13 protein-coding genes are annotated in these 12,260 nt (G+C 60.3%); 6 read left to right on the forward strand and 7 right to left on the reverse strand.

Going from position 1 to position 12,260, the window contains the following annotated elements; genetic code table 11:
• Positions 1 to 34: 34 nt before the first annotated feature.
• Entirely contained in the window at positions 35 to 892 is an 858-nt protein-coding gene (locus V7Z56_RS15175; RefSeq protein WP_334130402.1) for a chorismate mutase, read from the reverse strand.
• A 161-nt stretch (positions 893 to 1,053) separates the two neighbouring features.
• On the opposite strand from V7Z56_RS15175, the gene metX reads away from it, so the two are divergent.
• Together metX and metW are read left to right on the forward strand one after the other, a co-directional pair.
• The gene (gene metX / locus V7Z56_RS15180; protein ID WP_334130403.1) at positions 1,054 to 2,199 is read left to right on the forward strand and encodes a homoserine O-acetyltransferase MetX; all 1,146 of its coding nucleotides are present in this window, start codon (positions 1,054 to 1,056) and stop codon (positions 2,197 to 2,199) included.
• Complete coding sequence (metW, locus tag V7Z56_RS15185) at positions 2,196 to 2,834, forward strand: methionine biosynthesis protein MetW (RefSeq protein ID WP_334130404.1); 639 nt, start codon at positions 2,196 to 2,198, stop codon at positions 2,832 to 2,834. The genes metX and metW overlap by 4 nt, the downstream gene beginning before the upstream one ends.
• On the opposite strand, the gene V7Z56_RS15190 is transcribed toward metW, so the two are convergent.
• Positions 2,831 to 3,595, reverse strand: coding sequence for a class I SAM-dependent methyltransferase (locus V7Z56_RS15190; RefSeq protein WP_334130406.1), 765 nt, complete (start codon positions 3,593 to 3,595; stop codon positions 2,831 to 2,833). The genes metW and V7Z56_RS15190 overlap by 4 nt on opposite strands.
• Positions 3,596 to 3,663: 68 nt before the next feature.
• On the opposite strand from V7Z56_RS15190, the gene gloB reads away from it, so the two are divergent.
• A complete protein-coding gene (gloB, locus tag V7Z56_RS15195; protein ID WP_334130407.1) occupies positions 3,664 to 4,434 on the forward strand; it encodes a hydroxyacylglutathione hydrolase in 771 nt (256 codons plus the stop codon).
• Positions 4,435 to 4,436: 2 nt separating this feature from the next.
• Positions 4,437 to 4,877 carry a cupin domain-containing protein gene (locus V7Z56_RS15200; RefSeq protein WP_334130408.1) on the forward strand — a complete coding sequence of 147 codons (441 nt, stop codon included), beginning with the start codon at positions 4,437 to 4,439 and terminating at the stop codon, positions 4,875 to 4,877.
• Here the strand turns inward: V7Z56_RS15200 and yddG are convergent.
• From yddG to V7Z56_RS15220, 4 genes are all read right to left on the reverse strand, one after another.
• Positions 4,874 to 5,782, reverse strand: coding sequence for an aromatic amino acid exporter YddG (gene yddG, locus V7Z56_RS15205; RefSeq protein ID WP_334130409.1), 909 nt, complete (start codon positions 5,780 to 5,782; stop codon positions 4,874 to 4,876). The genes V7Z56_RS15200 and yddG overlap by 4 nt on opposite strands.
• A gap of 79 nt (positions 5,783 to 5,861) precedes the next feature.
• The gene (gene phbB / locus V7Z56_RS15210; RefSeq protein WP_334130410.1) at positions 5,862 to 6,584 is read right to left on the reverse strand and encodes an acetoacetyl-CoA reductase; all 723 of its coding nucleotides are present in this window, start codon (positions 6,582 to 6,584) and stop codon (positions 5,862 to 5,864) included.
• Between the two features lie 27 nt (positions 6,585 to 6,611).
• Positions 6,612 to 7,781: an acetyl-CoA C-acetyltransferase gene (locus V7Z56_RS15215; RefSeq protein WP_334130411.1), complete on the reverse strand. Its 1,170-nt coding sequence runs from the start codon at positions 7,779 to 7,781 to the stop codon at positions 6,612 to 6,614.
• 146 nt (positions 7,782 to 7,927) lie between these two features.
• Entirely contained in the window at positions 7,928 to 9,169 is a 1,242-nt protein-coding gene (locus V7Z56_RS15220) for an alpha/beta fold hydrolase (RefSeq protein WP_334130412.1), read from the reverse strand.
• Positions 9,170 to 9,417: 248 nt separating this feature from the next.
• Between V7Z56_RS15220 and phaR the strand changes: the two genes are divergently transcribed.
• A complete protein-coding gene (phaR, locus tag V7Z56_RS15225) occupies positions 9,418 to 10,044 on the forward strand; it encodes a polyhydroxyalkanoate synthesis repressor PhaR (RefSeq protein WP_334130413.1) in 627 nt (208 codons plus the stop codon).
• A gap of 77 nt (positions 10,045 to 10,121) precedes the next feature.
• Here phaR and msrA read toward each other — a convergent pair whose 3' ends face one another.
• A complete protein-coding gene (gene msrA, locus V7Z56_RS15230) occupies positions 10,122 to 10,604 on the reverse strand; it encodes a peptide-methionine (S)-S-oxide reductase MsrA (RefSeq protein WP_334130414.1) in 483 nt (160 codons plus the stop codon).
• Positions 10,605 to 10,778: 174 nt separating this feature from the next.
• On the opposite strand from msrA, the gene pdxR reads away from it, so the two are divergent.
• Positions 10,779 to 12,260, forward strand: coding sequence for a MocR-like pyridoxine biosynthesis transcription factor PdxR (pdxR, locus tag V7Z56_RS15235; protein ID WP_334130415.1), 1,482 nt, complete (start codon positions 10,779 to 10,781; stop codon positions 12,258 to 12,260).

A 12,260-nucleotide genomic window follows, 5' to 3' on the forward strand; every position in this document is an offset into this window, starting at 1 on the left:
TAAATGTCAGGCTCTATAAAGATATGTCTTACAGCTATTTGATCGGCACGGCATAGGCGCCGAGAATGACCGCCTTGATGAAAACATCGCCGCTGATCCGGCCGAGATCCTCGAGACGCGCATCGCCCTTGGCGACAAATTCCGGCATTTCAACCAGATGCATCCAGTCGCCGTCATCGCCATCGGGGCGGCGGGAGTCGAGGCAGTGGCCTTTCAGCCCGACCTTGCCGAGGTTATCATTGATCCGTGCGCGGCTGACTTCTTCGCGCGTGATGACGACCATCACCGTCACATCATCGCCGGAAGGTTCCGGGCTTGCGCGGCCGATCACGAGGGAGTTGAGATCCTCAAACTCACCCGCCGGGCTTTCAAGGAACGGCAGCGCCGCGAGAATTTTCGGGACGTTCTCCCCGCCATTGGCAAGATGCGTCCACCAGGTATCGCGCTCGCGCGTCAGCCACGGCAGCACCCCGAGGACGGTCGGGTTGTCATAGACTTCGCGCAGCACATTGCCCGGGTTCTGATGCAGCTTCATCGGCGTCGCCGAGCCAAAATGAAACCGCGCCAAATCCCAGTAGCCAACGGATTTATCAGGCGCGGTTATCGAAACCGAGTAGGGCTGCTGGATCCAGCCAACGGCAGCGATCAGCTCCCGCCAGATTGCGGCAACGACCGTATCGGGGAGTGCGCTCGAGTGCCGTTCAAGAATTTTGCGCAGGATCGTCGCTTCGCGGCCCGGACGAAATGAGAGTGAATTGCCATCGATCTGCTTCGCTGCGGCGATATCCCCGACGATCGCGACGCGCTTCTCAAGCACGGCCAGAAGCTCCGCGTCCAGACGATCGATTTCAGCCCGGAGCGTCTCCAGTTTTGTATTTGTTAGTGTCACCATTTTTACCCAGAACCCAGAGACCGTTGTGTCAAAATTGGAGCATAAACCCAAATGTTTGGCAAAGAATATATTGACAGACCTCGCCTCGCCGCACTAGCTAACAGCAAAGTTATCCAAAACAAACATTTTTTAATCCTATTGCACGAAAAGAGAAACATAAAGTGTCGGTAAACCTCCCAAAGTCGGATAGCCACTCCGTTATCCTCGGAACGGAGACGCCCCTGCAACTCGATTGTGGCGTGACTTTGGGCTCCATCTCGATGGCTTACTGCACCTACGGAACGCTCAACGCCGACAGGTCCAACGCCATTCTGGTCTGCCACGCGCTGACGGGCGACCAGTTCGCGGCGAGCCGCCAGCCGGTCACCGGCAAGGACGGCTGGTGGAGCATGATGATCGGCCCCGGCAAGATCCTCGACACGAACAGATATTATATCGTCTGCAGCAACGTCCTCGGCGGCTGCATGGGGACAACCGGGCCCTCGGAGATCGACCCCAAGACCGGCAAGCCCTACGGCCTCACCTTCCCCATCATCACCATCGCCGACATGGTCCGCGCACAGGCAATGCTGCAGGATTATCTCGGCATCGATAGCTGGTTCAGCGTTATCGGCGGCTCGATGGGCGGGATGCAGGCCCTGCAATGGGCCGCCGCCTACCCCGAGCGGGTATATAGCGCCATCCCCATCGCCTGCGCCGCCCGTCACAGCGCGCAGAATATCGCCTTTCACGAGGTTGGCCGGCAGGCCGTGATGGCCGATCCCAACTGGCAGGGCGGCGAATATTACGGCAGCGGGCGGAAACCCACGTCGGGCCTCGCGGTTGCCCGGATGGCGGCGCATATCACCTATCTTTCGGAAGCGGCGCTGCACCGCAAATTCGGCCGCAACCTGCAGGATCGTGACAGCCTCGCCTATGGCTTCGATGCGGAATTCCAGGTGGAGAGTTATCTTCGCTACCAGGGGATCAACTTCGTCGATCGCTTCGATGCCAACTCCTATCTCTATATCACGCGGGCGATGGATTATTTCGACCTTTTCAGTGATCACGGCGGTAATCTCGCCACCGCGTTTGAGGGCACGAAAACGCGCTTCTGCGTCGTCTCCTTCAGCAGCGACTGGCTGTTCCCGACGTCGGAGAACAAGCAGATTGTCCACGCGCTGATCACGGCGGCGGCGAATGTCAGCTTCGTTGAGGTGGAAACGGACAAGGGCCATGACGCCTTTCTGCTCGACACGCCGGATATGCTAAGAACCATCGACGGTTTCCTGCAGTCAACCGCCAGAAGCCGGGGTCTTGCCGAATGAGCGAACTGACAGACATCACGCCAAGACGCGATATCCGCGTTGACTGGCAACTGATCGCGGAGATCGTGGCGCCCGAGAGCCGGGTGCTCGATGTCGGCTGCGATGATGGCCAGCTTCTCGCGCATCTGACGGAAACGAAGAATGTCGACGGACGCGGGCTCGAGCTCAGCCAGCAGGGCGTCAATATCTGCGTCGCCAACGGCCTCTCGGTCGTACAGGGAAATGCGGACACCGATCTCGTCTACTACCCCGATGACAGTTTCGACTATGCGATTTTAAGCAAAACATTGCAGACCACCCATCAGCCGCATGTCGTCCTGCAGCAGCTTCTCAGGATCGGCCGGCGGGCGATCGTCTCCTTCCCCAATTTCGCCTACTGGCGCTGCCGGACCTATCTCGCGTTCAAGGGCCGGATGCCGATGACGAGCGCGCTCGACGTGCCGTGGTATGAAACGCCGAACATTCATTTCTGCACGCTCCGCGATTTCACCGCGCTCTGCGAGCATCTGGATGTCCATATTGAAAAATCGGTCATTCTGAATGCCTCGGGTGAGGTGATGTCAGCCTCGCACACCAGCGGCATCGCGAATTTCTTCGGCGTCGACTGTATTTTCGTGCTGTCGCGAAAAGGCTAGAGATCCTCGCCGATGCGGGGCAGCTCTCGCCCGACGATCACCGGGCGCGCCGCCGGCAGAATGACGGGCCGGCGCCGCGTTTCGCGCTCGGGCAGCGCCGTCAGCGCATAAACCTGCTTTTCCGCCTCCATGATGCGCACCCCGCTGAACCGCCGCCACCATTTGGCGCCGACATTCTCCCAGACGCGCCAGAGCCGGAGGTTGAGCCGCCAGTTCCCGGGCGGCATGTAAAGCGCGCCCTGCCGGTCACCCGGCGTGAAGCCATTGTCGCGGAGCAGCCGGTTCAGCTGCTTGTCGTTATAGGGGTAACCATAGCCAAAGGGCGTATTTTCTGTCCGCGCCCACAGTCCGCGGCGGCCCGGCACCACGACGAGCAGTTTGCCTGTCGATGTCAGGACCCGCCAGAGTTCCTGCAGAATGGGATCGATATCGGTGCTGTTCTCAAGACCGTGCACCCAGATGATCCGGTCGATCGATGCATCGGGAAGCGGCAGCGTGCGCTCATCGACGAGGCTGACAAGGCTGCCGCCTTCGCGCGGCCATTGGATCACCCCCTGCTCAAGCGGCATGAAGGAGATGACCCGCTCCGCCTCCGGGCGAAAGATGTTCAGGTAAGGGGTCGCATAGCCAAGGCCGAGGAGACGGAAGTTCTTGAGGTCCGGCCACATCTGCCGGATTTTGCGGCTGATGACGCGGCGCACCACCTGGCCGAGAGGGCTGTGGTAAAAATTCCGCAAATCAATAACATCAGGTCTGATCATGGTGCTATACTGACATATAATATTGAAATGGAGAATTAACAGAAAACGCGACGGTGAAAGACTTTTTCATGAGTAAACTCGACATCCATCAAATTCCGGTTCTCAATGACAATTATGTCTATCTGTTTCGTGAGCCTGAAAGCGGCCTTGTCGGTGTTGTCGATCCGGCGGTCTCGGGCCCCGTTCTATCCAAGCTGAAGGAACTGGGCTGGACCCTTACCCATATCCTCAACACTCATCATCACGGCGATCACACGGGTGGCAATCTGGAGCTCAAAGAGGCAACTGGTTGCACCATCGTGGGGGCGAAAAAGGATGCGGCGCGCATCCCCGGCATCGATATCAGACTTGAGGAGGGGGATATTTTCGAGTTCGGCGCGGAGAAAGCGGAAGTCTTCGAGGTTCCGGGGCACACGGTCGGACATATCGCCTACTGGTTCGAGAAGTCCGATGCGCTCTTTTGCGGCGATACGCTGTTTGCGCTCGGCTGTGGACGCCTGTTTGAAGGCACGCCGGCGCAGATGTGGCAGAGCCTTGGGAAATTCCGCAACCTTCCCGATTCCACGCGCGTCTACTGCGCCCATGAATATACGGAATCAAACGGCCGCTTCGCGCTCTCGGTCGATCCGAAAAACAAAGCGCTGCAGGAGCGGTTTGCGGAAATTGTAGCGCTTCGCAAACGGAACAAGCCGACTGTCCCCTCAACACTTGGCGAGGAGAAGGCGACCAACCCGTTCCTGCGCGCCGATGATCCCTCGCTTGCTGCCGAGCTCAATCTCAGCGCCACAGATCCCGTCGCGGTGTTTGCCGAAACGCGGCGGCGAAAGGATAATTTCTAAGCATGGCTGACGTTCAAACCGCCGCGGAGATCATCGCCGCCCTCAACCTCGCGCCGCACCCCGAAGGCGGCTATTTCACTGAAATCTTTCGCGACGAGGTGACACTGCCGGGACAGGAGCGCAGCGTCTCGACCGCCATCTACTATCTCCTGCGGGCGGGGGAGAGGTCGCACTGGCACCGCGTCGATGCGGTGGAGATCTGGCATCACTATGCGGGGGCGCCGCTCATGCTTGCTGTGGCGGCGGACGGCGCGGCGCCAGAGGAGCATGTTCTTGGGACCAACTTCGCGGCGGGCGAGCGACCGCAGATCGTCATTCCGCGCGGGCACTGGCAGTCCGCGCGCTCACTCGGCGACTGGACGCTGGTCGGCTGCACGGTGGCGCCGGGCTTTGAGTTCGCCGGTTTCGAGCTTGCAGCCGAGGGGTGGGAGCCGGGCCGCTAACCCGCCGTCTCGGCCCGGCGGGCGATACGGATCAGGTTGAGCGATCCGAGGATCGCCCCGCCGGTGATCAGAAGGCAGCCGAACAGCAGCGAATAGGAAAAGCTCGCGACCCCCATCAGGAGCAGGATCAGCGTCGAGAGTAGCGGCGAGAGATAGGAGAGGACGCCGAGCGTCTGGATATCGCCATGCTTCATCCCCCGGTCCCAGAGAAAAAACGCCGTACCAACCGGCCCGAGCCCGAGGCCGAGCACGGCGAGCCATTGCAGCGTGCTTTGCGGCCAACTCGTTGCCTCAAAAAGAAGGTGGCAGATCAGGGCGAGCAGCGCCGTAACCGCGCAGAAAAGGCCGATCACGTCGGATGTCACCGCCGCATAGCGCCGGCTCAACACCGAATAGCCCGACCAGATAAAGGCGCAGCAGAGCGCCGCGAGATAGCCTTTGCTGTCGTCAGTGCGAAAATCGAAGGCTGCACCTTTTGAGATCAGCAGGCCGGCGCCAAGCAGGCTGAGGAGCGCGCCCGCGAAGTGAAACCAGTAGAACCGCTCACCGGGAAGCAGCGCCGAGAAGAGTACGATCAGCAGTGGCCAGACATAGGCAATCAGGCTCGCCTCCGCCGCCGGTGCGTTTTTGAGGGCGAGAAAATAGAAGAAGTGATAGCCGAAGAGCCCGGCAATCCCGAGCGCCCAGAGCCCGGCGGGAATACGGAAAAAGGGGCGTATATCCTGCCGGTAAACCACCCATTTTATGAGCACGCCGGCGAAGGCGATCCCGAACGTCATGGCGGTAAGCTGGAAGGGCGGGATACCCGCTGTCCCGGTCGTGAACAGGGCAAGAAGCGCCCAGAGCAGTATTGCGCCAAGTCCCGAGAGGGTCGCAACCGTCTTTGCCTTCTGCTGCCTGTCCATGCGGTGAGTTTCCGGAAAAAGAAAGGGCATGACACGATGTAGCGTCATGCCCCAGCCATAACCGTATCTGCAGGACGGATCAATACATATGCTGACCGCCATTGATGGAAAGCGTCGAGCCGGTGATGAAACCGGCCTCATCGGCGGCGAGGAAGCAGACGCCGCGGGCAATCTCCGACGCCTTGCCAAGCCGTCCGACCGGAATGCCGGCGACAATCTTGGCAAGCACATTTTCCGGCACCGCCGCGACCATATCGGTGTCGATATAGCCCGGCGCAATGGCGTTTACCGTGATGCCCTGGCTGGCGCCTTCCTGCGCCATCGCTTTGGTGAAGCCATGAATGCCGGATTTCGCCGCCGCATAGTTGACCTGGCCATACTGGCCGGCCTGCCCGTTGATGGAGCCGATATTGATCACCCGGCCGAATTTTGCGGCGCGCATATCCTCGATCGTCACGCGGCACATGTTGAAGCAGGAACCGAGATTGGTATCAATCACCTTCTGCCAGCTATCCTGCTCCATCCGGTGCAGTGTCCCGTCCCGCGTGATCCCGGCGTTATTGACAAGAATTTCGATCGGGCCGAGGTCTGCCTTCACCCGCGCCACGCCGTCGACGCAAGCCTTGTAGTCGGACACATCCCATTTATAGACGGGGATACCCGTGCGGGCCGAAAATTCCTTCGCCCGCTCGTCGTTCCCGCCATAGTTTGCCGCAACTTTATAGCCCTTGTCCTTCAGCATGATGGAAATGGCTTCGCCAATCCCGCGGGTGCCCCCCGTTACGATTGCCACTCTTGACATTCCTCGTCCCCTTTTGTTCGAAATGCTCTATCTCTCTACACACATGGCGATACCCATACCGCCTCCAATGCACAGCGTTGCCAGCCCCTTATGCGCATCGCGCTTCTGCATTTCATGCAAAAGCGTGACCAGCACGCGGGCGCCCGATGCACCAATCGGATGCCCAATGGCAATGGCGCCACCGTTGACATTGACCTTGCCGGTGTCCCAGCCAAGATCCTTATTGACCGCGCAGGCCTGCGCGGCGAATGCTTCATTTGCCTCGACGAGATCGAGATCGTCCTTCGTCCAGCCGGCCTTGGCGAGTGCTGCGCGGCTCGCAGGAATGGGTCCGGTGCCCATAACCGCGGGATCGACGCCGCTCTGCGCCCAGGAAACAATCCGGGCGAGCGGCTTCAGCCCCCGCGCCTCGGCTTCCCGCGCGCTCATCAGCACGACCGCCGCCGCACCGTCGTTGATCCCCGAGGCATTGCCCGCCGTGACGGTTCCGTCCTTCGCGAACGCCGCACGCAGCGCGCGCAGCTTTTCCACCGTCGTGCCGCCGCGGATATATTCATCCTGATCGACAACGGTTTCGCCCTTGCGCGACGTAATGGTGACCGGCACGATTTCATCCTTGAAGCGGCCGGAGGCCTGCGCTTCGGCGGCTTTGCGCTGCGATTCGGCGGCAAACTCATCCTGCATCTCGCGCGTGATCTGCCAGCGCGCCGCGACATTCTCGGCCGTGTTACCCATGTGATAGCCATGGAACGCGTCCATCAGGCCATCTTTCAGCATAGTGTCGATAAACTCGACATTGCCCATTTTCTGACCCTCCCGCAGATGGGCGCAGTGCGGCGCCTGGCTCATGCTTTCCTGGCCGCCCGCGACGACGATCTTCGAATCTCCGTTGACGATCGCCTGATAGCCAAGCGCAACCGCCCGAAGGCCCGAGCCGCAGAGCTGGTTCACACCCCATGCGGGCACTTCATAGGGAACGCCCGCATTGACCGACGCCTGACGCGCCGGGTTCTGCCCCTGACCGGCGCTCAAAATCTGGCCGAGAATGACTTCCGATACGTCAGCCGCGTCGGTTTTCGAGCGCGCCAGCGATTCCCGGATAACAATCTCGCCCAGCTGATGCGCGGTCAAAGATGACAGCGCGCCGTTGAAGGAACCGACCGGGGTGCGCACCGCGCTGGTAATGACGACGTCCATGATTTTTCTCCTGTTTCTCATTGAGTAATTTTAGTTCAAAAAATATATCGCATGAGAAATTTTCGCATCGAAATCATTCACTCATACGAAATAACCTTAGTCACAGCGAACTGCAACCTCTTTTTCGCGACAACCGTCAGGGCGCGTCAGCTTGTCGCAATCCAGTCAGCGGCCTGCCGCCATAATCCGCTCGAAGCCTGCCGTCCCGCCATCATCCCGACATGCCCGGACGGCGAAGTGATCACGGTCGATCGCGGCAATGCCTCCGCCAGCGCAAGGGCGGAGAGGCGCGGAACAATTCTGTCTGTTTCAGGAACGGCGATAAGCGACGGCAGGGTCATATCCTGCGCCCGCACCGCGATGCCGTCAACCATCCATTGATTTTGCACAGGCTCGTTTCGGGCGTACCAGCCGTTCAGGACATCCTCTGCGACGCCGCGAGGAAGCGGATGGCCTTCGTTCAGCCAATCTTCAATGGCGACGAATTCCCGCGCCTCGTCCGAGCGCATATCCATCCTTGCAAAGCGGCCGAATTTGCGAAGCCCGAGACCGGGATCGAGGCTGACAAAAAGGGTCTGCAGGAGATCGACGGGCAGCTCGCCAAAGCCGTTCAGGATACTCGCCCAGAAATCTGACTGATCGAGAAGCCCGCGCGCATCGGCCTCATAGCCCGCGTGAAAATCCCACGGCGTTGCAATGGCGATCAGGCTTTTTATCCGGCTCTGCCGGCGGATCGCCGCCGCAAGCCCGAGCGTGCCACCCATGCAGTAACCCGCGAGATGGAGGGGAGCCTCCGGATACCGCCCGGCGGCGAAATCCAGCATCGGAATGATCCGCCGGGAGACATAGGCGGACGTATCGAAGCCGCGCTCGGCCTCACCCGGCGCGTTCCAGTCGACCATTAGCGGATGCAGGCCGCGAGCGGCGAGATAATCGACGAAACTCCGTCCCGGCATCAGATCGAGCACATAAGACGGGTTGACGAGCGAGGGCACCAGCAGGACGATCGGCGCCGTTGCCGGCGCGGAGGGTGCCCCGTCGAGCAGGGTCGTCGTCCCGTCCCGCCAGAGCACGGGACGCGCCGGATCGGCGCGGCGGTAAGGATGCGCGTGATAGCGGCGGATGCCTTCGATCATCTCTTCCACAAGGCTGCGGCCCTGCGCCGCCAGCGCGTCCAAATGCGCAGGAGCCCCGTCGAGCGCCGCGCGCCGCGCGATCTCTTCCAGTTCTGCCGGAAGCGGAACGGGCAGATCGATCCGGCCCTGTTCCCGAAGCGGCAGCGTCGCAAAGGATGAGGCGACAGATGTCGTCGCGAGTCCGAGGTGCAGCGCGAGAGGTCTTGGCCCGAGGCGGCGGGGAGGCCGCGTTATGTCTGGAGCATCTGTCATCATCGATTATCACGGTCTGAAAGCCGGAGGCGCTCGCCGGACCGGGTGGCGGCAGGCTGGACAACCGGCGCGGCCCTCACGCCATTATATATATGTTTGCACAGGATGATACCAACGCGCGATGGTGTATATTTCAGTGAGTAAAATACATTTTTCGCAACGGCGTTGCACAATAAAACTTGCGCAGCGCAACAAATACAGGCGAAAATAGGTAACCAAATCTCTTACAGTCAGGGTAGGGAGACATTGTGGCTGAGAAAACGACGACTGACAAAAAACCCGTTGTCATCAAGAAATACGCAAATCGCCGGCTGTATAACACGGCCACCTCGTCCTACGTCACGCTCGATCATCTGAGCCGGATGGTCAAGGACGGGACCGATTTCGTTGTCTATGATGCGAAGTCGAACGAGGATATCACCCGCTCCGTGCTGACCCAGATCATTTTCGAGGAGGAAGCCAAGGGGCAAAATCTTCTGCCGATCAATTTCCTGCGCCAGCTGATCGGCTTCTATGGCGATCGGCTACAGACAATCGTGCCGGACTATCTTGAAATGTCCATGCGTTCCTTCACCGATAATCAGGACAAGATGCGGGATCTGCTGCCCGAAAATCTGACCACGAACCCGATGTTCAAGCAGTTCGAGGAAATGGGCCGCAAGAACATGGATATGTTCAGCCAGGCCATTCGCATGTTTTCCCCGCCGTCCTTCTTCGCCGGGGCCGCAAGCGCCCGCGACAGCGAGGTGAGCCGGAGCGAGGCTCCCGCGAAAGAGAAAGAAACCGCGCCCGATCAGACAGCCGAGATGATGCGGGAACTGCGCGAACAGCTTCAGGCGATGCAGAAGCGCATCGACGAGATGAGCAAAAAATAGCCGTCCTCACGCACGGGCGAACCGGCATACCCACAAGCAAGTCTGAAACCTGGCCGCGACATGACGCAAGCGCGCGTTCAGATATGGCAGGTCGCGAGACCGCGTTTTTCCAGATACTGCTGGTGGTAGTCTTCCGCCGGATAAAAGTCGAGCGCCGGTGAAATCTCGGTCACGATCGGCCGGCGGAAGTTTCCGCTCCGGTCCTGCGCGGCTTTTGATTCTTCGGCAATCGCCTTCTGCGCCTGATCACGATAGAAGATCGCGCTGCGATACTGGGTGCCAATATCCGGGCCCTGACGGTTTAGCGTCGTCGGATCGTGGTTCATCCAGAACACGTCCAGCAATTCGGCATAGCTTATCTCGCGCGGATCAAAAACGACCTGCACCACCTCGGCATGTTGCGTCTGTCCGGAGCAGACATCCTGATAGGTCGGATTGGCGGTGATGCCGCCCTGATATCCGACGACGGTTTCCCTGACACCCTTCACCCGCCGGAATGCCGCCTCCACGCCCCAGAAGCAGCCCGCTGCAAAATAGGCAATTTCGGTTGTAGCCGACATTTGTATCTCCTCATCCTGAAGATCGCTGATAATTATTATCTCGCGCTTTTTCCCAAGATTACAATGAAGCGCCGAAAAACTTGATGATATTCTGCCATGGCGGCGGATATTCGTGCAATTGGTTCCAATCTCCCGTAGATTGAAGCCAGTCTAGAGAACCATTGATCTACAGCTATGCCCCGTCGCCTCAAGAATGCGCAGCTCAGCACGCTCAGCCTGAATCCTTTAAGCGATACGCCGCTGCACCGGCAACTGTTCCTCGGTCTGCGCCAGGCCATTCTCGAAGGCCGGCTGAAGCCGGGCGCGCGCCTTCCCTCAAGCCGCGCGCTCGCGGCGGACCAGTCGATATCGCGCAACACCGTGCTCGCCGCCTACGACCAGCTCACCGCAGAAGGGTACCTCATCAGCCGCACCGGCGCGGGCTCCTACGTCTCGGACCAGTTGCCCGATGACCTCCTGCAACGATCGAAAAATGGCCGGAAGGGGGAGACGCGCCCGCGCGAAATCTATCTCTCAAAAATGGCCGCGCCGTTCGAGGGGCAGAAAATCACATCCGAAGTGCGCAGCCGTCCGTTTTCGCCGGGCCTGCCGGCGCTCGACGTCTTCCCTTTCGATGACTGGGCACGCCTGCTCGCCCGCCACTGGCGCCGCCCGAAGCTCGACGCGCTCGTCGACAATCCCGTCGGCGGAACGAAGGCGCTCCGTGAAGCCCTTGCCACCTATCTTGGCGAGACCCGCGCGGTGCGCTGTCACGCCGATCAGGTCATCGTTCTTTCGGGATCGCAGCAGGCGATCCATCTGGTGGTGCGCGCCTTTGCCGAACCGGGCGATGCCATCTGGATGGAAGAGCCGGGATATCCGGGCTTTCGCGCATCGATCCTTGCCGCGGGCGCGACACCGGTCTCCGTTCCCGTTGATGAGGAAGGCTTCTCGCTCGATGCCGCCCTTAAGCTTGCGCCCGATGCCCGGCTCGCCTGCATTTCCCCCTCGCACCAGTATCCGCTCGGCCAGACGATGTCGCTCGCCCGCCGGCTCGAGCTGCTGCGCTGGGCGAAAGAGACCGGCCGCTTCATTCTCGAAGACGACTATGACAGCGAATACCGCTACGCCGGACGGCCGCTCACCTCGCTGCAGGGGCTGGATGACGACAATCGCGTCCTTTATGTCGGCACCATGAGCAAGATCATGTTTTCGGGGCTCAGGGTCGGCTACATGGTGGTGCCGGAAGATCTTGTCGATGTGTTCCTCGCACTTCGCCGCATCATCGACAGCCACTCCGCCGCCGTGCCGGAAGCCGCGCTCGCCGATTTTATCAATGAAGGCTACCTCGCCTCCCATGTGCGCCGCACACGCCAGCTTTACGAGGCGCGGCAGGCGCGTCTCGTTGCCCTGCTGGAGGAGAAGCTCGGCGACCTGCTGCGCATCTCGGCGCCCGCGTCGGGAATGCATCTTGTCGCCTTTCTGCCGCCGCATATCCATGATAGGGAGATCGAGCGCGCGGCGGCGGCGCAGGGAATGCTGGTGCGGGCGCTTTCGAGCTTTTACAATCTGCCGACCCGGCAGACGGGGCTGATCCTCGGCTTTGCCGGGACAAGGGAAGAAGACATGCCGCGACTGGTCGATAAACTTGCCGTTCTTATCCGGAGCCGAGCCTAG

Source organism: Sneathiella sp. (assembly GCF_036844445.1).
In the GTDB taxonomy this organism is placed as follows: Bacteria; Pseudomonadota; Alphaproteobacteria; order Sneathiellales; family Sneathiellaceae; genus Sneathiella.